The following is a 21,235-nucleotide window of genomic DNA, read 5'->3' as shown; positions in this document are numbered from 1 at the left end:
ACACTCAACGTGAAGGCCGTCAGGGCCAGACAGGTCAGGAGATGGATCAGCATGGTACGGCCCTCCGCTACAGGGTTTCGTGTTGGGTTGGAATCGATCCTACGCTGACGGTGGCGGGGCGGAAGGCATTCGTGGCGATGGTGAATATCGACGCAAGTGATGGTCGGTTTTTGCGGGTTTTCTGAGGGCCACGATCCACGCTCAGCCGACAATGGCCGCCACCTATACTCAATTGAGGGGCTCTTGAACACCGAACATTCCGTTCGGAGCCGACTTTAGGAACCGTGATCTTGAACCTGCGCTGGTTGATCGTCGCCGTGCTGGTGGTGTTGGCCGGGTGCGCCATGTCGCCGCGCGCGCCGGTGGAAACACCGCAAGTGGTGATACCTCCCAGCACCTGGCAACAAGTGGATCGGGAGATCATCCAGGCGTCGCAATCGGCGACCGAACAGACAAAAATCTATGCGCAGGGCGCCATGGACTACTGGCGCACCCGGGTCTACGAGCTGACCGAGCAGAATTTCATCCCCTGGTTCAGCAACTACTGGACCCAGGAATGGCTGTCGATGAAGGTCAGCTGGTACACCATCAGCGCCAAGGGCGAGCAGGACGCCACGGAAAGGCGTCTGGCCGCTTATCTGCTGGAGCAGTATCAGGAAAAGGTTCTGGCGCCGGTGGCGGTGGAGATCGACCCGAATGCGATTCTCAGCCTGGCGGCGGCCTTCTATGTGGACATTCTCAAGGAAGAACTGCAGAAAATCTCCCAGCGCCATGACGTGCCGATGGCGCAACTCAATGGTCGTATCCAGAAAATCCCGGCCATTGCCCTTGGGCCACCACCGGCCCGGGACGCCTCGCTTTATCAGGTCGTTTACACCGATTTGAACGCCTTGCCGGCCTACTCCGCGTTGGTCGACAAGATCCACAAGGCTGGCGGCGATAAAGGCGTTGGCTCAACCGACACCGCCATGGCGCCGGTGGCCAAGCGCGCAAGCCAACGGATGGAAGCCGAAATGGCCCCGCGCGGGGCGGCCAGTGCGGTGGCGGCGGCCGCCGGCAAACTTGCTGGCGGATTGATTACCGTGGGGGTGGCGGGGGTTCGCGCATTGATTCAGGCCGCCGACCGGCCGGACAGCGAAGCGTTGATCCGCAGCAGTCTGGGCAACACCTTCGACAAAGCCTGGATCAAGCTGGTGCAGGACCCGAACACCGGTGTCATGGCCGGTACTTTGTACATGGCGGCGCAAATCGAAGGCAGCCTGGCCCAGAGTGCTGAACCGCCGGTCGGTATAGGCGTGGGGACTGTCGATTGGAGCCCGATTGATTCGACTAATCAGTAGCTCAACCCATGACTGAAGGAGAACACCCATGTCTTATGTAGATGGTTTTATCGCGGCGGTGCCCACCGCCAATCGTGAAAAATTCAAGAAACACGCCGAAATCGCTGCGGCGATCTTCAAGGAAAACGGCGCATTGAGCCTGGCCGAGTGCTGGGGTGAAGACGTACCGGAAGGCAAGGTCACTTCGTTCCCGATGGCGGTCAAACTCAAGGAAGACGAGACCGTGGTGTTTGGCTGGATCATCTGGCCGGACAAGGCCACCCGCAATGCCGGGATGGAGAAAATGATGAAAGACCCGCGCACGCAGCCGGACGTCAGTCCGATTCCGTTCGATGGCCAGCGCATGGTGTTCGGCGGTTTCGAGCTGCTCGTCAAGGCTTGAGCCGGCTCGTAGGGTCACTCTGACGTCGGGGTGATCCTGCAGCTTTTGCGATGGCGGATTTCGTCATCGGTCGGCCGTACGCGGATGAACTCGAAACGCGGCTCGCCTTCGCTGTAGTGCACCAGCCAGCCCCATTCCAGTTCGGACTCATCCTGGCCGGGCCTGGGTGGCTCGGCCCACCATGGTTCCTTGCTGATGATCTGTCGCATGGCCCCCTCCGGTTGATTCGCCAGCCTCAACTATAGACCTGTGGCGAGGGCGCTTGCTCCCGCCGGAGATCTCTGTGGGAGCCGGCTTGCCGGCGAAGGCGTTTTCATTGACGCCGCATCGTTGCCTTCGCTGACCCAGCGCCCTTGCCACAGGTTGTACACTCAGGCGGTCTCCCCGCCGAGGTGTCCTGCATGAATGAAGAATCCCGCGAGCCGTTCAAACGGCTGTTTTTTGCCCTGGGTTGCGCACCCGCGCAACGCAAGGCCATCGCCCAGTGGCGCGGCGCGCTGCAACTGCGCAGCGGACGCCCGGTGCCGGTGGAGAATTTCCATCTGACCCTGAAGTTTCTCGGCTCGGTGGCGGTAGGGCAGATTGCGGACATTTGCACGGCGGTCGCGTCTGTACGCACCCCCGGCGCGCGATTGACCGTGGCCCTTGATCGGCTGGATGTCTGGCGCAGGGCAGGGGTGTTGGTATTGGCGCCGGAGCAGGCACCGCCGGCGCTGCTGCGCCTGGTGTATGACCTGGAGCAGGCCTTGTTGCCGTTTGGGCTGGAGGACGCACCACGGGAGTTTCGTCCGCACCTGACCCTGGCCCGCGATTATCGGGCGCCGGTGCCGGAGTCGACCTCGCCGCCGGAGTTTTTCCTGCGCGCCGACCGTTTCACCCTGTTCGAATCCCACAAGGGCCGCTACCGGGCGCTGGCCGATTGGCCGCTGGGGGTGGCATAGGAACTGCTATAAAAAAAGGCGCCTGGGGGCGTAATACCAGTCAGTTAAGGATGAACACTGTACCTGTGGCGAGCGAGCTTGCTCGCGCTGGACTGCGTAGCAGTCCCATTTTTTTAGGGCCGCTTCGCGCCCCAGCGCAAGCAAGCTTGCTCGCCACAGGTTACTGAGTGCTCGCTCTATCTCTTAACTGATCGGCATTAGCCCGAAGGCGCCGAAACTCACCTTAACCGAGGAGCCAGGTGAGTGATGCAGCGGTGGTAAGGCGCCGCATGAACGTAAATCGGACCATCAAATTTCAACCGGCACACCCACAGGGTGATGCGTTATTTACCCAGCTTCACCTTGGTCCAGCCCCGGGTCATCACCCGCTGCACACCGATCGGCATGTCGGGAATGGCATACAGGGTCGCCATCACTTCCTGGGGTGGATACGAACCCGGATCGTTGCGAATCGATTCATCCACCAGCGGCGTGGCGGCCGCGTTGGCATTGCTGTAGCCGACGTTGTTGGTGATCTCGGCGATGATGTCCGGGCGCATCAGGAAATTCATGAACAGGTGGGCGTTCTCGACGTTGGCGGCATCACGCGGGATGGCGACCATGTCGTAGAAACTGCCGGCCCCTTCTTTGGGGATGCTGTAGTCGATCTTCACCTTGTCGCCGGCTTCCAGGGCGCGGGCCTTGGCTTGCAGCACGTCGCCGGAGTAACCGACCGCCACGCAGATGTTGCCGTTGGCCAGGTCCGAGATGTACTTCGAGGAGTGGAAGTACGCCACCGACGGGCGAATCTTCATGAACAGCGCTTCGGCTTGCGCGATGTGTTGCTTGTCCTGATCGTTCACCGGGTAGCCCAGGTAATGCAGGGCGGCCGGGAGCATCTCGGTCGGCGAATCGAGGAAACTGATGCCGCAGGCTTTGAGTTTTTCCGCGTTCTCCGGTTTGAACAGCAGGTCCCAGGAATTGGTCGGGGCATTGGCGCCGAGCACTTCCCTGACCTTGTCCGGGTTGAAGCCGATGCCGATCGAACCCCACATGTACGGGAAGGCATGGCGGTTACCGGGATCACTGGCGGAGGCGTTTTTCAGCAGGACCGGATTGAGGTTTTTCCAGTTCGGCAGCTTGGACTTATCCAGTTCCTGATAGACCCCGGCCTTGATCTGCTTGGCCAGGAAACTGTTGGAAGGGACGACGATGTCGTAGCCGGATTTGCCCGCCAGCAGGCGGGCTTCAAGGGTTTCGTTACTGTCGAACACATCGTAGGTCACCTGGATGCCAGTCTCGTCTTCGAACTTCTTGACGGTATCCGGGGCAATGTAATCCGACCAGTTGTAGACGCGCAGTACCTTGTCATTGGCCTGGGCGCCGGTGGCAATCGCGCCCAATAAGGACAGTGTCAGCAGAGTCCTGCCAAACATTTTCATCGGTACAACTCCATTTCTTTTCTTATTCAAAACACACAAAGTGCAGTAGACACAAAACCTGTGGCAGTGAGCCCCAATACCTGGGTGGTTACACAGTGCCTGTGGCGAGGGAGCTTGCTCCCGCTGGGCTGCGCAGCGGCCCCAAAATTTTGTGAGTGCTGCGCACTCAAGCGGGAGCAAGCTCCCTCGCCACAAGGAGCAAGTCCCAGGACTTACGCCGTCGCTCCCAGCATTTTCTTCTCAGGCGCCTGCCACGATTCGCTGGCAGTCTGGTCCATCGCTTCCTGGATCGCCCGCTTGCGGGTGGCTTCGGCACGGCGGCTGAAATACCAGACCATGAAGGTCACGATCGAGACCGCCAACAGGATCAGGCTGGCCACGGCGTTGATCTCCGGCTTCACGCCCAGACGCACCGCCGAGAACACTTCCATCGGCAGGGTCGTGGAACCCGGGCCGGAGACGAAGCTCGCCAGTACCAGGTCATCCAGCGACAGGGCGAACGACATCATGCCGCCGGCGGCCAGGGAGGGCGCGATCATTGGAATGGTGATCAGGAAGAACACCTTGAATGGCTTCGCACCCAGGTCCATGGCCGCTTCTTCGATGGACAGGTCCAGTTCGCGAAGGCGCGCGGAGACTACCACTGCCACATAGGCGGCACAAAACGTGGTGTGGGCGATCCAGATGGTCACGATGCCGCGTTCCATCGGCCAGCCGATCAGTTGCGCCATGGCCACGAACAGCAGCAACAGCGACAGACCGGTGATCACTTCCGGCATCACCAGCGGTGCGGTGACCAGGCCGCCGAACAGCGTGCGCCCCTTGAAGCGGGTCACGCGGGTCAAGACAAACGCCGCCAGTGTTCCCAGGGCCACGGCCGCCAGCGCGGTGTAGCAAGCGATCTCCAGCGAGCGCACCACCGAACCCATCAACTGGGTGTTGTCGAGCAGGCCGGCGTACCACTTGAACGACCAGCCACCCCATACCGTCACCAGTTTCGAGGCGTTGAACGAGTAGATCACCAGAATCAGCATCGGCAGGTAGATAAACGACAGGCCGAGCACCAGCATCATTTTTGAAAAGCCGAAACGTTTCATCCCCGTGCCTCCATTTCTTTGGCCTGACTGCGGTTGAACAGCAGGATCGGCACAATCAGGATCAACAGCATCACCACCGCCAGGGCGGATGCCACCGGCCAGTCGCGGTTATTGAAGAACTCTTGCCACAGCACGCGACCGATCATCAGGGTCTCCGGGCCACCGAGCAGTTCCGGGATCACGAACTCACCGACCACTGGAATGAACACCAGCATGCAACCGGCGATGATGCCGTTCTTGGCCAGTGGCACGGTGATTTTCCAGAAGCTGTTGAAGGTGCTCGAACCCAGGTCCGATGCGGCTTCCAGCAGGCTCTGATCGTGCTTCACCAGGTTGGCGTACAGCGGCAGGATCATGAACGGCAGATACGCATACACCACGCCGATATAAACGGCGGTGTTGGTGTTGAGGATCTCGATCGGGTGATCGATCAGCCCGGTCCACAGCAGGAACGCATTGAGCAAACCGTTGTTGCTTAGGATGCCCATCCACGCGTAGACGCGGATCAGGATCGCGGTCCAGGTCGGCATCATGATCAGCAGCATCAAGACGTTTTGCGCTTCCTTGCTCGCCTTGGTAATGGCGTAGGCCATCGGAAAACCGATCACCAGGCACATCATTGTGCTGAACAGCGCGACCTTCAACGAACCCAGGTAGGCGGAGAGGTACAGCTCATCTTCGCCCAGCATGGTGTAGTTGCCGATGTTGAGCATCAGCTGGAATTTCTGCTCGGCGTAGGTGTAGATCTCCGAGTAGGGCGGAATGGCCAGGGCCGCTTCCGAGAAGCTGATCTTCATCACCAGGAAGAACGGCAACAGGAAAAACAGGCACAGCCACAGGAAGGGAATCCCGATGACGAATTTTCGTCCACTGGGCACCAGGCGCAGGAATTGCTGATTGAAGGTTTTCATGCGCGCAGTACCACGCCGCTGTCGTCTTCCCACCACACGTAGACCTGATCGTCCCAGGTCGGACGTGCGCCACGGCGTTCGGCGTTGGCCATGAACGACTGCACGACTTTGCCGCCAGGCAATTCCACGTAGAACACCGAGTGACCGCCGAGGTAGGCGATGTCATGCACCTTGCCGCTGGACCAGTTGTAGCGGGCCTCTGGCTTGGTGGTGCTGACCAGCAGTTTTTCCGGGCGGATGGCGTAGGTGATCGACTTGTCCTGCACCGAAGTGCTGACGCCGTGACCGACGTAGATCTTCTGTTCCAGGTCCGGGCTGTGAATGATCGCGTAGCCTTCCAGGTCTTCGACGACGGTGCCTTCGAAGGCGTTCACGTTGCCGATGAACTCGCAGACCATACGGCTGACCGGTGCTTCATAGATGTCGACAGGGCTGCCGATCTGGGCGATCCAGCCCAGGTGCATGATGGCGATGCGCTGGGCCATGGTCATGGCCTCTTCCTGGTCGTGGGTCACCATCACGCAGGTCACGCCCACGCGCTCGATGATTTCCACCAGTTCCAGCTGCATCTGCGAACGCAGCTTTTTATCCAGTGCGCCCATCGGTTCGTCGAGTAACAGCAGCTTCGGACGCTTGGCCAGGGAGCGGGCCAGGGCCACGCGCTGACGCTGGCCGCCGGACAACTGGTGGGGTTTGCGCTTGGCGTACTGGGTCATGTGCACCAGGCGCAGCATTTCTTCCACGCGGGCGTCGATTTCCGCGGCGGGCAAACGGTCCTGCTTTAGGCCGAAGGCGATGTTCTGCGCCACGGTCATGTGCGGGAACAACGCGTAGGACTGGAACATCATGTTGATCGGCCGCTCGTAGGGCGGCATGTCGGTGATGTCGACACCGTCGAGCAGGATACGGCCTTCGGTCGGCCGTTCGAAGCCGGCGAGCATGCGCAGCAGCGTCGATTTGCCGGAGCCGGAGCCACCGAGCAGGGCAAAGATTTCGCCTTGATGGATTTCCAGGGACACATCGTCCACGGCGGTGGTTTCGTCGAATTTCTTGGTGACGCGGTCGACTTTCACCAACACCTTTTTCGGTGCCTGGTGACCTTCAAGAGCCTTCCGGTAGATGCTGGAGGCGTTTGCCATTTGAAACTCCCAACAGGTTTCAGTCGTCGGGCCAACGCGGCCTGACTTAATAGTTGATTGCAAACCCTTGCCGGACGGTGTCAGTCAGTCGAAACGCTGATCCCACAGGGTCTCGCGTTTGACTCACTGGCCCGCACCGCTCGGGTTTATTCGGCGCCGCCGTCCTGGCTGCCTGGTAGTACTTGTTGTTATTGCAGTGTGTTGTTGTCGTGAGGGACCGACGCGCACAAGCGCGCCCGCCTGACTCACGGGGGCAGTGAAATCGTTGAATCGTGTTTGAGGTCGTCAGTCAGCGCCCATGACGCAGCGCCGCCCGTTGCCGGCACGCCTCACCAAACGCCTGGAAAATTCTCAAATAAGGAGGATTCGACAGGACCTGCCATTCCGGGTGCCATTGCACGCCGAGGGCGAAGGCCTTGCTGTGCTCGACCGAGACCGCTTCGATCAGGCCGTCCGGCGCGAGCGCTTCGGCGCGCAGGCCGGGGGCGAGTCGGTCGATGCCCTGGCTGTGAATCGAATTGACCTGGAATTGCGTGGGCAGGTCCAGTGCCTGGAACACGCCGCCCGGTTGCACGTCGACGGTGTGCGCCGGTGCGTATTGCACCGCCAGGTCAGGGTGGTTGGCTTCACGATGATCAAGGAAGCCGGGCAATTCATGGACCTTCTGATGCAGGCTGCCACCGAACGCCACGTTCATCTCCTGAAAGCCGCGGCAGATGCCGAGCACCGGGACGCCGGCCGCAATGGCCGCACGGATCAGGGGAAGGGTGGTGCGATCCCGCTGGGGATCGTGTTCCGTGCCGGGAGCACTGTCCGGACCTTGATAGTGGAAAGGTTCCACGTTCGAAGGCGAGCCGGTCAGCAACAGACCGTCGAGCTGCGGCAGCAGGTCCTCGATTTCGGTCAGTTCAGCCAGGGAAGGAATGACGACAGGCAGCCCCAGTGCGGCAACGCTGACAGCACGCAAGTACTTGTCGCCGCTGACGTGGTAGGGATGCAGGCCAATCTGTTTGACGCATGCAGTAACGCCGATCAATGGCTTGAATGCCATTTTTATCACCTCGAAGTTTCACACTTGAACGAGCTTTTCCGGAGCTTAGCCTTGTTGATTTTAATTAACAACTCTCATGTAAAAAATTCTAAACGCCGCACGTCTGAAGATCAGGATTTACGCGTGTTTGAGGGGGTATCTGGCACTCTCGTGCTTCTGAGAGGCCCAAAAATAAACGCTGAAAGGCTCAGTGTTCGCTATTGACTTCACTTTGCCTTTCGGATTGACTGGGCTCGTGAAAGGGCGGTGAACATAATAATTAACAGTAAAAAATAGGTGCATCATGTCGGTCCCTCTGCGTACCGTTCAACTCAACGAAGCAAACGCATTCCTTAAGAAATATCCTGAGGTTTTGTACGTCGACCTTCTGATTGCGGATATGAACGGTGTGGTGCGCGGCAAGCGCATCGAACGCACCAGTCTTCATAAGGTTTACGAGAAAGGCATCAACCTGCCGGCGTCTCTGTTTGCTCTGGACATCAACGGCTCGACGGTGGAAAGCACCGGCCTGGGTTTGGACATCGGCGACTCCGACCGTATCTGCTACCCCATCCCTGGCACCCTCAGCATCGAGCCCTGGCAGAAGCGCCCGACCGCGCAACTGTTAATGACCATGCACGAGCTGGAAGGCGAGCCGTTCTTCGCTGACCCGCGTGAGGTGCTGGCCAACATCGTGCGCAAGTTCGATGACATGGGCCTGACCATCTGCGCCGCGTTCGAACTGGAGTTCTACCTGATCGACCAGGACAACGTGAACGGTCGTCCGCAGTCGCCACGTTCGCCGGTCTCCGGCAAGCGTCCGATGTCGACCCAGGTGTATCTGATTGACGACCTCGACGAATACGTCGACTGCCTGCAAGACATCCTCGAAGGCGCGAAAGAGCAGGGCATCCCGGCTGACGCCATCGTCAAGGAAAGCGCCCCGGCGCAGTTCGAAGTCAACCTGCATCACGTGGCCGATCCGATCAAGGCGTGCGACTACGCGGTCCTGCTCAAGCGTCTGGTGAAGAACATCGCCTACGACCACGAGATGGACACCACCTTCATGGCCAAGCCGTATCCGGGCCAGGCGGGCAACGGTCTGCACGTCCACATTTCGGTGCTCGACAAAGACGGCAAGAACATCTTTGCCAGCGAGGATCCCGAGCAGAACGCCGCGCTGCGACATGCGATCGGCGGTGTGCTCGAGACCCTGCCGGCGCAGATGGCGTTCCTCTGCCCGAACGTCAACTCCTACCGTCGTTTCGGCGCACAGTTCTACGTGCCGAATTCGCCAAGCTGGGGCATCGACAACCGTACCGTGGCGGTACGCGTGCCGACCGGTTCGCCGGACGCCGTGCGCATCGAACACCGCGTGGCCGGTGCCGACGCCAACCCGTACCTGCTGATGGCTTCGGTCCTGGCGGGCGTGCACCACGGTCTGACCAATCAGATCGAGCCGGGCGCCCCGGTGGAAGGCAACAGCTACGAGCAAAACGAACAGAGCCTGCCGAACAACCTGCGCGATGCACTGCGCGAGCTGGACGACAGCGAAGTCATGGCCAAATACATCGACCCGATGTACATCGACGTGTTCGTGGCGTGCAAGGAAAGCGAGCTGGCCGAGTTCGAGAACTCCATCTCCGACCTTGAGTACAACTGGTACCTGCATACCGTTTAACGGGCAGAACCCAATGCAACACCTGTGGGAGCGAGCCTGCTCGCGATAGCGGCGGATCAGTCAGCATTAATGTCGTCTGACGCTCCCCATCGCGAGCAGGCTCGCTCCCACAGGGAACTGCATTTCAATACGTTGATTGGCGGGCATTCAGCCCGAGACCATCTATTCCCCTGCGTCGAGTCACAACAATGACAATTACTCGCAGCGATTGGGAGCAACGCTTCCAGTCCCTAACCATTGAAAGCCGCGCCTTCATCGACGGCCAGTACTGCGCGGCCGCCAGTGGCGACACGTTCGAATGCATCAGCCCGGTAGACGGCCGCTTTCTGGCGAACGTTGCTAGCACCGACGAAGCCGATGCCAACGCCGCCGTCGCCGTTGCCCGCCGTACCTTCGAGTCCGGTGTCTGGTCCAGACTGGCCCCGGTCGAGCGCAAGCGCGTCCTGATCCGTTTCGCCGATCTGATCCTGGCCCACCAGGAAGAACTGGCGCTGCTCGAAACCCTCGACATGGGCAAGCCGATCAGCGACTCCATGAGCATCGACATCCCGGCGACCGCCAACGCGATCCGCTGGACCGCCGAAGCCATCGACAAGATCTACGACGAAGTCGCCGCCACGCCCCACGATCAACTTGGCCTGGTCACCCGTGAACCGGCGGGTGTGGTCGCGGCCATCGTGCCGTGGAACTTCCCGCTGATCATGGCCAGCTGGAAATTCGCCCCGGCCTTGGCGGCGGGCAACTCGTTCATCCTCAAGCCTTCGGAAAAGTCGCCATTGACGGCGATCCGCATCGCACAGCTGGCGCTGGAGGCGGGCATCCCCAAAGGCGTGTTCAACGTCCTGCCGGGCTTCGGTCACACCGTCGGCAAAGCCCTGGCGTTGCACATGGACGTCGACGTGCTGGCCTTCACCGGCTCCACGGCGATCGCCAAGCAACTGATGATCTACGCCGGGCAGAGCAACATGAAACGCGTCTGGCTGGAAGCCGGCGGCAAGAGCCCGAACGTGGTGTTTGCCGACGCACCGGACCTGCGCGCAGCCGCACAGGCGGCCGCCAGCGGTATCGCCTTCAACCAGGGCGAAGTCTGCACCGCGGGCTCGCGCCTGCTGGTGGAGCGCTCGATCCGCGATCAGTTCATCCCGCTGTTGGTCGAAGCCCTGCAAGCCTGGAAACCGGGGCATGCACTCGACCCTGCGACCACCGTCGGCGCCGTGGTCGATCAGCGTCAACTGGACAACGTGCTGCGCTACATCGGCATCGGCCAGGAGCAGGGCGCTCAACTGATCGCCGGCGGCAGCCGCACCCTCGAAGAGACCGGTGGCCTGTATGTGGAACCGGCGATTTTCGACGGCGTGACCAACGCCATGACCATCGCCCGTGAAGAAATTTTCGGCCCGGTGCTGTCGCTGATCACCTTCGACACCGCCGAAGAAGCGCTGGCGATTGCCAACGACAGCATCTTCGGCCTGGCAGCCGGGGTCTGGACCAGCAACCTGAGCAAGGCCCACACCTTCGCCCGTGGCCTGCGCGCCGGCAGCGTCTGGGTCAACCAGTACGACGGCGGCGACATGACCGCGCCGTTCGGCGGGTTCAAGCAGTCGGGCAACGGTCGGGACAAATCGCTGCATGCGTTCGACAAGTACACCGAACTCAAAGCGACCTGGATCAAGCTCTAAGACCTTTTAAGCGGCGGTCGCCGGCACGTTACTGGCGACCCTCGGAGAAACCTATGAAACAGACACATGTAAACAGCTACTACGCGGCCACCCGTAACTTCACCGGCGACTTCCCGGTGCTCGAAGAATTGGTGGAGTGCGATGTCTGCGTGATCGGCGCCGGCTACACCGGCCTGTCCTCGGCGCTGTTCCTTGCCGAAGCGGGCTACAGCGTCACCGTGCTGGAAGCCGCCAAGGTCGGCTTCGGCGCCAGCGGTCGCAACGGCGGTCAACTGGTCAACTCCTACAGCCGTGATGTCGATGTCATCGAAGAGCGCTATGGCGACAGGACGGCCGAAGTCCTGGGCAGCATGATTTTCGAAGGCGCCGACATCATCCGTCAGCGCATACAGCACTACGACATCCAGTGCGACTACCGCCCGGGCGGCATCTTCGCGGCGATGAACAAGAAGCAACTCAAAGGCCTGGCCGAGCAGAAGAAAAGCTGGGAACGCTACGGCAACAAGAACCTGAAAATGCTCGACGCGGCCGACATCAAGCGCGAAGTGGGTTCCAACGCTTACGTCGGCGGCCTGCTGGACATGCAGGGCGGCCATATTCACCCGCTGAACCTGGCCCTCGGCGAGGCTTCGGCGATCATTGGCCTGGGCGGCAAGATCTTCGAACAATCGGCCGCGGTGGAAATCACCTACGGCGAACCGATCAGCGTGCGCACCGCCAAAGGCGTGGTCCGTGCCAAGTACCTGCTGATCGCCGGTAACGCCTATTTGCCCCAAGGCCTGGACAACCGCGTCACCAGCAAGAGCATGCCGTGCGGTTCGCAAATCGTCGTGACCGAGCCGTTGTCGGAGCAACAGGCGCGCAGCCTGATCAAGAACAACTACTGCGTCGAAGACTGCAACTACCTGCTCGACTACTACCGCCTGACCGCCGACAACCGCTTGCTCTACGGCGGTGGCGTGGTTTATGGCGCTCGCGAGCCGAATGACATCGAGCAACTGATCCGCCCGAAAATCCTCAAGACCTTCCCGCAATTGAAGGACGTGAAGATCGATTACCGCTGGACCGGCAATTTCCTGCTGACCATGTCGCGTATGCCGCAGTTCGGCCGTATCGAGAAAAACGCCTACTACATGCAGGGCTACAGTGGCCACGGCGTCACCTGTTCGCACCTGGCCGGCAAACTGATCTCGGAAATGATCCGTGGCGACGCCGAACGCTTCAACGCGTTCGCCTCGTTGCCACACATGCCAATGATCGGCGGGCGCACCTTTTCGGCGCCGCTCACCGCGATGGGCGCCGCGTATTACTCGCTGCGCGACCGTTTCGGTATCTAGGCTTTACCTCGCCGGCGACCACCCCAAAAGGTGTCGCCGGCTTTTTAACCTATGAGAGCGAGCCTGCTCGCGATGGCGCCAGCTCAGCCAACATCGAAGTCGCCTGACACACCGCAATCGCGAGCAGGCTCGCTCCCACAGTTTGTACTGCATCAAGGCACAGGCCATTTTCGACCACCGTTTATCGAACCTGCTGAGCAACACCAACAAACGTGATTTAATAGCCGCCTTTCACGGTTCAGGGACAGGGGAAACGGCAGGATCTGTGCCTGTTTTCCACCCCCATTACCCTTAAGTCGTTCTTACATAAGGCTGTCATGGATACGGGTTCTCGACTCAAATTAGTACGCGAAAGCTACAAACTGTCCCAGCGCGAGCTGGCCCGGCGTAGCGGCGTCACCAATGCCACCATCTCCCTGATCGAACAGAATCGCGTCAGTCCTTCCGTCAGCTCGCTGAAAAAGCTGCTCGAAGGCATCCCCATGTCCCTGGCGGACTTCTTCACCTTCGATCAACCCCCGCGCGAGCATCAATACGTCTTCCGCGCCAACGAACAGCCAGACCTGGGCCGCCACGGCCTGCGCCTGCTGCTGATCGGCGCCTCCGTACCGAGCCGGCAGATGCGTCTGCTGCGCGAGCAATACGCACCGGGCGCCAGCTCCGGGGAAGAACCGATCGTGCACGCCGAAGGCGAAGAGTGCGGGTTGGTGACGCGGGGGACGGTTGAGTTGACGGTTGATGGGCAGGTCAGTGTGTTGAACGCCGGGGATGGCTATTACTTCCCGACGACTTTGCCCCATCGGTTCCGCAATATCGGGGCGGATGAGGCGGAGATTATCAGTGCGAATACGCCGGCGAACTTCTGACAGCGGCACAATGGTTTAGCTACGTATTCCCTTGTGAGCCGGCTTGCTGGCGATGGCGGCCTCATGGCTGGCGTGTTTTTTTCGCGTCGGCGCTGTCCCTGTGGGAGCTGGCTTGCCAGCGAAGACGGCCTTATGGCCGACCATTTTCTTCTGATGTACACGTTCCCCCTGTGGGAGCTGGCCTGCCAGCGAACGCGGTCTGACAGCCGACCATTTTCTTTCTGGTGTACACATTCCCCTGTGGGAGCTGGCTTGCCAGCGATGGCGGCCTGACAGCCGACCATTTTCTTTCTGATGTACATATCCAATGTTGCGGTGATGGCCGCTGACGGTTTCGCTCTTACAGCGAGTTACTTGGAAAAACGGAACGCCGCCCGGCGCCAAGTAACCAAGCGCTCTTGCCCCTGTCGTTCGGTGCCTCGCTAGTGCTCGGCATGCCCTCGCTCCGGTCCTGCTCCGTGGGCCCACTGCGCAGAACCTTCGCTCGGCCTCTCGAGGGGGCGTGCACCGCAACAGCACCGCGAGGCGAGCTAACGCTCGACCTTGTTGTTGGGTGTACGCATACATTCTTGCTCACTGCCCCTTCGGCACCTCAAACCCACGCTGCTCAATCACCTTAAAAACATCGCTCACATCCTGGACCATGATCCGGGCGATGTTGGTGACGGTGTTGATGTCGTTTTCGGCGTAGTCGGGGAGGCTGGTGCAGGCCATGAGGTGCAGGTATTGGAGGACGGCGTTGAGGCGTTCGCTGACGCAGTTGTGCAGTTCGCGAAGTGGAGCGTCGCTGTCGATGAGCAGTACGGGGTAGTGGGTGGCGAATTGGGACATGGGGGTGAAGCGGCGAGGCGGATTGTTCATGGTCATTAGTAGTGCTCTACGGAAGTAATTAGAGGCGCCACCTTTTCGCTGCGAATCAATTGGGTGGCAGTTGTACGCGGGTTCGCAGACCGAGAGATGACCGACACCCGGCAGACTCGAAAGTCTCCCACGCACAACCGCCATGAAATAAAACGCGGGCGGATTTTGCCAGAGTTCTCATTCGACGGTATCGGTCATCTCGTTTTAGGGCTGCGAAACCCGTCGCTATTTGTGTCAGCGACCGGGGCGAATATAGGCGCCCATTTTCATGCTCACAACCGCGCTGTAGGACGCTCTGGCGGTCGTTTTGGCAAGGTGGATAGCCACTGTCTACGGGCTTTCGCGGTATTTCGGGCAGTGCACAGGGTCTTGGGAAATCGGGGGCAGGGATTGGGGCCACTTCGCGGCCTAACGGGGGCTAGCCCCCTCGCCACAAAAGGTAATTTCCTACAGGATTTTCGGAAGTCCAAAATCAAAAGGTCATCCGAACGCGGCCCGGGTCTCCGGCGGCTTCCCTGCGGATCAGGTGGCTTGAAACGACAAAGCCCCGAATCACCGTGGCTGTGTCTTTCAAACCGTGCAATGTCCAGAGAGTGATCGCTATGCATCCAGCATCACTCTCAAGCCTGCGATGAATTCGGGTTTTGCGCCACGTGCTTGGGGCCGGCCAGTGCCCAGGCAATCAGCCCGAACAGCGGCACAAACACGATCACCACCATCCACACCCCCTTGGTACTGGATTTCCCCTCGGCTTTTCGCACCCGGTTGATCGCCCACAGCTCAATCAGCAGAAGCACGGCTGCGAATACGATCCAGATTGTTTCGATGTGCATGGGTCACCTCCTGATAGTCATTCAGTTAGGTGAGTGGTGCTGGGCAGGGTTCATTAAATTTTGCAGGGCGGGTTCGCTGGCGATGCGGTTCTGGCAATCAAATTTATTTTGACCGCCGTGGCCTCTTCGCGGGCAAGCCCGCTCCCACAGTTTTTTTGGGGGGTAGTCAGATCGCGTTGGCCAGTTTCCCGCTCGAAAGGCGGCGCTTGTACGCGCTGTCACGGTTGGCCAGCCAGAAATACAGCGGCGACGTCACCAGCAAGCCCACCAGCCAGGACAGGTCCGCGCCATTGATGTGCTCGGAAATCGGCCCGACGTACAGCGGCGTGTTCATGAACGGAATCTGCACCACGATGCCAATCGCATAGGCCAGCAGCGCCTGTGGGTTGTACCGGCCATAGATGCCGCCATCGACCTGGAAGATCGAGTTGATGTCGTACTGGCCTTTGTGAATGGCGTAGAAGTCGATCAGGTTGATCGCGGTCCACGGCACCAGGACCACCAGCAGCACCAGCACCATGTCGACGAAGTGGCCGATGAAGTCTGCCGAAGCACCGACGGCGGCGAAGCAGCAGGCACCCAGGACGATCAGCGAGAGGAGGGCGCGGCTCTTGGCGGTCGGGATCCAGCGGTGGGCGAAGGTTTGCACCAGGGTGATCAGCGACAGCACGGCACCGTACAGGTTGAGGGCGTTGTGGCTGATGACGCTGAGCAGGAACAGCACCAGCATCAGCGGGCCGATGGAGCCGGTGGCGAGTTTGACGGCGTCCATGGTGTCCATGCCCACGGGCGTTGCCAGGACCGCGACGGCGCCGAAGATGAAGGACAGGCTGGAGCCCAGCGCCGAGCCCAGGTAGGTGGTCCAGAACGTCGCGGCGACGGGCACATCCTTGGGCAGGTAGCGCGAGTAGTCGGACACGTAGGGCGCAAACGCGATCTGCCACAGCGCGGCCAGGGACACGGTGGCCAGCCAGCCGGAAATGTTGAAGCTGCCACGGGTCAGGAAGTCGGCGGTCTGCACGTGCGTCAGGATGTAGCCGAAGCCCAGCACGATGCCGATGCCCAGCACCCAGGTGCCGATACGGTTGAGCACATGGATGAAGCGGTAGCCGATGATGCCGATGATGCCCGAACCGAGGGCGCCGATGACGATGCCCACCGGCACCGGCACGCTGTCGACCACGCCGTGCAATGACTTGCCGGCAAGGACGATGTTGGAGGCGAAGAAGCCGATGTACATGATGCCGGCGATCAGCACCACCAGCAGCGCGCCGAGGGAGCCGAACTGGGCACGGCTCTGGATCATTTGCGGGATGCCCATTTGCGGGCCCTGCGCCGAGTGCAGGGCCATCAGCACGCCGCCGACCAGATGCCCGACCAGAATGGCGACGATGCCCCACACCAGGTTCAGGTGAAACAGCTGCACGCCCAGGGCGCCGGTGACGATGGGCAACGGCGCGATGTTGCCGCCGAACCAGAGGGTGAACAGGTCCCGGACTTTGCCGTGACGGTCTTCGGGGGGCACGTAGCCGATTGTGTGTTTTTCAATGAGTGGCGCGGAGGTTGTTGTTGCGGTGACCATGACGAACTCCAGGGCAAAGATGAGTACGTGGACGTACTTCAATGAGCGCCGCGCGAACGACGCTTTTCTTGTTGGAGTGATGATGTGCGGTGGGGCGGGATAGATAAATTAGTAAGATTGTGGGTATAGACGTTAAAAAATGTATGCCAGTGGGCAGCCGTAAAAACGGTGGGAGCGAGCCTGCTCGCGAAGACGATTTCGCATTCAACATCCATGTTGACTGCCAATCCGACATCGCGAGCAGGCTCGCTCCCACAGGTTTTTTTGGGGGGGGTGATGGGTGTGATTCAACAGATCGACAGCAGCATCCTTTGCAGCATTTCATCGCAGCCGTTCAACTGCTCCAGGCTGACAAACTCATCCGGTTTATGCCCCTGGTCCATGCTGCCGGGGCCGCACACGACGGTGGGTATTCCTGCGGCATCGAATAGCCCGCCCTCGGTGCCGAAGGCCACCGTACCGAACGCTCGGGAACCGGAAAACGCGGCGATCAGCTCGGCGGCTTCGCTGTGGGCATCGGTCGCCAGGCCGGGATACGCCGACAACTCGCTGAAGCGAATCTCGCTCTGCTCACTCACGGCACGCATGCGCGGTAATACCTGCTGCTCGGCATAGGTCATCAATTCCTGCGCCACCTCATTCGGGTCGTGTGAGGGCAGGGCGCGGATTTCAAAATCGAAGCGGCAATCGGCGGGGACGATGTTCAGGGCCTTGCCGCCGGAAATGACGCCGGTCTGTACGGTGCTGAACGGTGGGTCGAAGCGCGCGTCGTGATGCTCGGGGGCTTTGAGCCGGTGGCCAATGCGCCCCAGTTCGCCGATCAGTTCGGCTGCGTATTCGATCGCGTTGACCCCCAGCGGCGCGTACGCCGAGTGGCAGGCTTGGCCGTGAATGTCGCAGCGCATCGCCAGTTTGCCCTTGTGGCCAAGCACCGGTTTGAGCTCGGTGGGCTCGCCAATGATGCAGAGCATCGGTTTGATCGGGCGCTGCTCCAGGGCTTTGAGCAAGGACCGTACCCCAAGGCAGCCGACTTCTTCATCGTAGGACAGCGCGATGTGCACCGGCAGCCGCAGGTCGGCCTTCACCAGCGCCGGCACCAGCGCCAGCACGCAGGCGATGTAGCCTTTCATGTCCGCCGTGCCGCGACCGTAGAGTTTGCCGTCGCGCTCGGTGAGTTCGAACGGCGCGACGGTCCACGGCTGGCCGTCCACGGGCACCACATCGGTATGCCCCGACAGCACGATGCCCGGACGATCCGCCGGGCCGAGGGTCGCGAACAGGTTGGCCTTGCTGCGCTGTTCGTTGTAGATCAGCTCGCAAGGCACATCGAAGCGTGCGAGGTAGTCGCGGACAAACTCGATCAACTGCAGGTTGGATTCGCGACTCGTGGTGTCGAAGGCCACCAGGGTTTGCAGCAAATCGCGGCTGCGGCTCATCGGTCGTCTCCGGCCACCCCGTAGCCCGGCGACTTGTCCGGGGCCAGGGCGCGGTCGATGTAGTCCTGAACCTGTGGGCGATAGGCGTCCCAGAGTTTTTCCAACTGACCGATCGGGTTTTCGTCGGCCCAGTCGACCCGCAGGTTGATGATCGGCCAGGTCAGTTCACCCACCACCACCATCGCCGCCGAATGCACCGGCCCGGCTTCGCCACCGGCGGCAATGGCCGCTTTCATCGCGGCGAGCAGGCGGTCGGCAAGTTGACCTTCGCCGTGTTCGAACGCCACGACCATGGCCTCGATCACCGTACGATCGGCCAGCATGTTGCCCGCCGCCACGCATTGTTCGCCCGACACGGCGTTGTGGTTACCCAGGGTTTGCGAGCCGCTGAAGTGCGCGGTGCGGCCGAGGTGGTCGATGGCCGTGACTTGCCGATACTGGCTGTAGCCATGGCGGGTCAGCACTTTATCCAGCGCCTCGGCCGGCGCGAGGCCTTGTTCCATGAGGGCGAGGACTTCCGGGCCGAGGGACGGCAGGGTGATGTTTTGCGTGGACACCGCGCCGACACCGGGCAGCAGCCAGGGGCAGCGGGCGCCGACGGCGATGCTCGAGGAACTGATCGCGATGCCGAACTGACCGGTTTCGGGGCAGCGTGCGGCGATGGAAAAGGTCATGGGTGTGCTCCTTGGTGTGCCTTGGCGAATGGGGTGTCTGGGCGGACGCCATCGCGAGCAGGCTCGCTCCCACAGGGATCTTCAGTGGTCACAAGGTCGTGTTCAGCGCCGATCAACTGTGGGAGCGAGCCTGCTCGCGATGGCCGCGACTCGGTCTACTCGGGAATCACCGCAATCACATCAATCTCCATCAACCACTGTGGCTGCCCCAGGGCCGACACCACCAGCCCGGTGGAAATCGGAAACACGCCTTTGAGCCACTTGCCCACTTCCTGATAGACCGGCTCGCGGTAACGCGGATCGATCAGGTAGGTGGTGGTTTTCACGATGTGGCTCAGGTCGCTGCCGGCTTCTTCCAGCAATTGCTTGACGTTGCGCATGGCTTGCTCGGCTTGCGCGCGAGGGTCACCCAGGCCCACCAGGTTGCCTTCGAAATCAGTGCCGACCTGGCCGCGCACATAAACGGTGTTGCCGGCCCGGACGGCCTGGCACAGGTCGTTGTCCAGGCTCTGGTTCGGGTAGGTCTGCTTGGTGTTGAACATGCGAATACGGGTATGGGTAGGCGTGGACATTTGAAGCTCCTGACAGAAAAAGGCTTAGGCACTGACCGTGGTTTTATGGGCGAGCGGGGCGGTTTGCGCTTCGCGTTGCTCGAGGTCACGGTATTCAAGGTATGAGCGCTGGATGGCGATCTGGTCAGCCACGTACTTGGCGTCGTGCCACACGCCCCAGATAAACGACGAACCGCGCCGCGACTGCCACGGCAGACCGAGGAAATACACCCCGGGCTCAGTCGACACGCCGCGCTGGTGCTGTGGTTTGCCGTTGGCGTCGAAAGCATTGACCTTCAACCAGCTGTAGTCGGTGGCAAAACCGGTGGCCCAGATGATCGAGGTCACGCCGGCCTCGGCCAGGTCGAGCTGCAGGATCGGGTGGGTCACGCACTCCGGATCAGGGAAGGTTATCCGCGCCTCCGGTTCTTGCGGCAGGTCCAGGCCGTTGCGCTCGATGTAGGCGTCGGCGGCATCGAGCAGCGCCAGATAGTTCTCATCGCCCCGGGCCAGGTTGTCGGCCAGGTTCGGCTGGAAAGTCGCCACGCTGCCGTTGAACGATTGAGTCAGACCGACCAGGGTCATGCCGCGATGGGCAAGCCCGCGGAAGTCCACGGTGCGCCCGCCGTGGGCGCCACTGACCGCGATGGTCACGTGTTCCCGGCCCGGCTTCATCGCCGCCTGGTCCCATTCGCCCAGCACACCGAGCCACCAGCAGAAGTCACGGTTGCGGTAGGCGCGAGGCGGGCGATCGTGGGCACCGACCGAGAGGTAGACTTTCTTGCCCGCACGCTGCAATTCGTCGGCAATCTGCACCCCCGACGAGCCGGCACCGACGACCAGCACGGCACCTTCAGGCAATTGCCCAGGGTTGCGGTAGTCAGCCGAGTGGATCTGCAGCAATGGTTGATCTTTCGGTGCGATCGGCGGGATGACCGGACGCTGGAAAGGCCCGGTGGCGGCGACCACGCGGGCGGCCTCGATCACGCCTTCGGAGGTTTCGATGGTGAAGCCGGGGCGACCGACATTGCGTTCGACCTTCAGTACATCGACGCCGGTGCGGATCGGGGCGTTGAATTTTTTCGCGTAGGCTTCGAAGTAATCGGCCACTCGCTCTTTCGGGGCAAAGCTGTCAGGGCTCAGGTCGTCGAATTCAAGGCCGGGAAAGCGGTCGTGCCAGGCCGGGCCATTGGCCACCAGCGAATCCCAGCGGCCGGTGCGCCAGCGTTCGGCGATGCGGTTACGCTCCAGCACCAGGTGCGGCACACCGAGTTTGCTCAGGTGCTCGCTCATGGCCACGCCAGCCTGACCGGCACCCACAATCAGCGTATCTGTTTTTATTTTTTCAGTGGTCATCTCAATACCCTTTGAAGTTGGATTCAAACCGTATGTGGCCTGCCATCTCTTGGGGTCAAGACTAGGGATCACCCTGATATCGGTAAAATATTATTAAGCTGGCATTTGAGTATAAATA

20 protein-coding genes are annotated in these 21,235 nt (G+C 60.8%); 7 read left to right on the top strand and 13 right to left on the bottom strand.

What is annotated here, in order from left to right:
* The first annotated feature begins 290 nt into the window (after positions 1 to 290).
* Both ACGJAX_RS24645 and ACGJAX_RS24640 read left to right on the top strand, forming a co-directional pair.
* Positions 291 to 1,340, top strand: a complete 1,050-nt coding sequence (locus ACGJAX_RS24645; RefSeq protein ID WP_390956490.1) for a hypothetical protein — start codon at positions 291 to 293, stop codon at positions 1,338 to 1,340.
* Between the two features lie 28 nt (positions 1,341 to 1,368).
* Positions 1,369 to 1,722, top strand: a complete 354-nt coding sequence (locus ACGJAX_RS24640; RefSeq protein ID WP_090320144.1) for a DUF1428 domain-containing protein — start codon at positions 1,369 to 1,371, stop codon at positions 1,720 to 1,722.
* Positions 1,723 to 1,736: 14 nt separating this feature from the next.
* Here the strand turns inward: ACGJAX_RS24640 and ACGJAX_RS24635 are convergent, their stop codons facing one another.
* Positions 1,737 to 1,931, bottom strand: coding sequence for a hypothetical protein (locus tag ACGJAX_RS24635; RefSeq protein WP_390956489.1), 195 nt, complete (start codon positions 1,929 to 1,931; stop codon positions 1,737 to 1,739).
* Between the two features lie 192 nt (positions 1,932 to 2,123).
* Between ACGJAX_RS24635 and thpR the strand changes: the two genes are divergently transcribed.
* Complete coding sequence (thpR, locus tag ACGJAX_RS24630; protein ID WP_390956488.1) at positions 2,124 to 2,663, top strand: RNA 2',3'-cyclic phosphodiesterase; 540 nt, start codon at positions 2,124 to 2,126, stop codon at positions 2,661 to 2,663.
* Between the two features lie 323 nt (positions 2,664 to 2,986).
* Here the strand turns inward: thpR and ACGJAX_RS24625 are convergent, their stop codons facing one another.
* The 5 genes from ACGJAX_RS24625 to ACGJAX_RS24605 form a co-directional block, all read right to left on the bottom strand.
* Positions 2,987 to 4,084, bottom strand: coding sequence for a polyamine ABC transporter substrate-binding protein (locus ACGJAX_RS24625; protein ID WP_247257301.1), 1,098 nt, complete (start codon positions 4,082 to 4,084; stop codon positions 2,987 to 2,989).
* A gap of 212 nt (positions 4,085 to 4,296) precedes the next feature.
* Positions 4,297 to 5,181, bottom strand: a complete 885-nt coding sequence (locus ACGJAX_RS24620; protein ID WP_247257302.1) for an ABC transporter permease subunit — start codon at positions 5,179 to 5,181, stop codon at positions 4,297 to 4,299.
* Positions 5,178 to 6,059, bottom strand: coding sequence for an ABC transporter permease subunit (locus tag ACGJAX_RS24615; RefSeq protein ID WP_247257323.1), 882 nt, complete (start codon positions 6,057 to 6,059; stop codon positions 5,178 to 5,180). The genes ACGJAX_RS24620 and ACGJAX_RS24615 overlap by 4 nt, the downstream gene beginning before the upstream one ends.
* A 29-nt stretch (positions 6,060 to 6,088) precedes the next feature.
* A complete protein-coding gene (gene potA, locus ACGJAX_RS24610; protein WP_248915156.1) occupies positions 6,089 to 7,231 on the bottom strand; it encodes a polyamine ABC transporter ATP-binding protein in 1,143 nt (380 codons plus the stop codon).
* Positions 7,232 to 7,520: 289 nt separating this feature from the next.
* Positions 7,521 to 8,282 carry a gamma-glutamyl-gamma-aminobutyrate hydrolase family protein gene (locus ACGJAX_RS24605; protein WP_090320164.1) on the bottom strand — a complete coding sequence of 254 codons (762 nt, stop codon included), beginning with the start codon at positions 8,280 to 8,282 and terminating at the stop codon, positions 7,521 to 7,523.
* A gap of 283 nt (positions 8,283 to 8,565) precedes the next feature.
* Here ACGJAX_RS24605 and ACGJAX_RS24600 point away from each other — a divergent pair, with 283 nt between their 5' ends.
* The 4 genes from ACGJAX_RS24600 (at position 8,566) to ACGJAX_RS24585 (ending at position 13,824) form a co-directional block, all read left to right on the top strand.
* Positions 8,566 to 9,942, top strand: coding sequence for a glutamine synthetase family protein (locus ACGJAX_RS24600; protein ID WP_090320167.1), 1,377 nt, complete (start codon positions 8,566 to 8,568; stop codon positions 9,940 to 9,942).
* Between the two features lie 188 nt (positions 9,943 to 10,130).
* Complete coding sequence (locus tag ACGJAX_RS24595; protein WP_390956487.1) at positions 10,131 to 11,621, top strand: aldehyde dehydrogenase family protein; 1,491 nt, start codon at positions 10,131 to 10,133, stop codon at positions 11,619 to 11,621.
* 53 nt (positions 11,622 to 11,674) lie between these two features.
* Positions 11,675 to 12,958 (top strand): FAD-dependent oxidoreductase, encoded by a 1,284-nt coding sequence (locus ACGJAX_RS24590; RefSeq protein ID WP_390956486.1) that lies wholly within the window; start codon positions 11,675 to 11,677, stop codon positions 12,956 to 12,958.
* A 317-nt stretch (positions 12,959 to 13,275) separates the two neighbouring features.
* Entirely contained in the window at positions 13,276 to 13,824 is a 549-nt protein-coding gene (locus tag ACGJAX_RS24585) for a cupin domain-containing protein (protein ID WP_007938772.1), read from the top strand.
* 573 nt (positions 13,825 to 14,397) lie between these two features.
* Here ACGJAX_RS24585 and ACGJAX_RS24580 read toward each other — a convergent pair.
* The 7 genes from ACGJAX_RS24580 to ACGJAX_RS24550 form a co-directional block, all read right to left on the bottom strand.
* Positions 14,398 to 14,691 (bottom strand): fructose-bisphosphate aldolase, encoded by a 294-nt coding sequence (locus ACGJAX_RS24580; protein WP_390956485.1) that lies wholly within the window; start codon positions 14,689 to 14,691, stop codon positions 14,398 to 14,400.
* A 614-nt stretch (positions 14,692 to 15,305) separates the two neighbouring features.
* A complete protein-coding gene (locus ACGJAX_RS24575) occupies positions 15,306 to 15,518 on the bottom strand; it encodes a PLDc N-terminal domain-containing protein (RefSeq protein WP_390956484.1) in 213 nt (70 codons plus the stop codon).
* Between the two features lie 166 nt (positions 15,519 to 15,684).
* Positions 15,685 to 17,100 carry a cytosine permease gene (locus ACGJAX_RS24570; protein WP_090320180.1) on the bottom strand — a complete coding sequence of 472 codons (1,416 nt, stop codon included), beginning with the start codon at positions 17,098 to 17,100 and terminating at the stop codon, positions 15,685 to 15,687.
* A 287-nt stretch (positions 17,101 to 17,387) separates the two neighbouring features.
* On the bottom strand, positions 17,388 to 18,536 hold the full coding sequence (gene argE / locus ACGJAX_RS24565; RefSeq protein ID WP_390956483.1) for an acetylornithine deacetylase: 1,149 nt from the start codon (positions 18,534 to 18,536) through the stop codon (positions 17,388 to 17,390).
* The gene (locus tag ACGJAX_RS24560) at positions 18,533 to 19,210 is read right to left on the bottom strand and encodes a DUF1028 domain-containing protein (RefSeq protein ID WP_390956482.1); all 678 of its coding nucleotides are present in this window, start codon (positions 19,208 to 19,210) and stop codon (positions 18,533 to 18,535) included. Before ACGJAX_RS24560 ends, argE begins: the two co-directional genes overlap by 4 nt.
* A 155-nt stretch (positions 19,211 to 19,365) precedes the next feature.
* Positions 19,366 to 19,782 carry a RidA family protein gene (locus ACGJAX_RS24555; RefSeq protein WP_047528033.1) on the bottom strand — a complete coding sequence of 139 codons (417 nt, stop codon included), beginning with the start codon at positions 19,780 to 19,782 and terminating at the stop codon, positions 19,366 to 19,368.
* 24 nt (positions 19,783 to 19,806) lie between these two features.
* Complete coding sequence (locus tag ACGJAX_RS24550) at positions 19,807 to 21,117, bottom strand: NAD(P)/FAD-dependent oxidoreductase (protein WP_090320189.1); 1,311 nt, start codon at positions 21,115 to 21,117, stop codon at positions 19,807 to 19,809.
* Between the last annotated feature and the right edge of the window lie 118 nt (positions 21,118 to 21,235).

It is taken from the genome of Pseudomonas moorei, from assembly GCF_042846945.1.
Classification (GTDB): Bacteria; Pseudomonadota; Gammaproteobacteria; order Pseudomonadales; family Pseudomonadaceae; genus Aquipseudomonas; species Aquipseudomonas moorei.
This window is presented reverse-complemented; position numbering and strand designations above follow the sequence as displayed.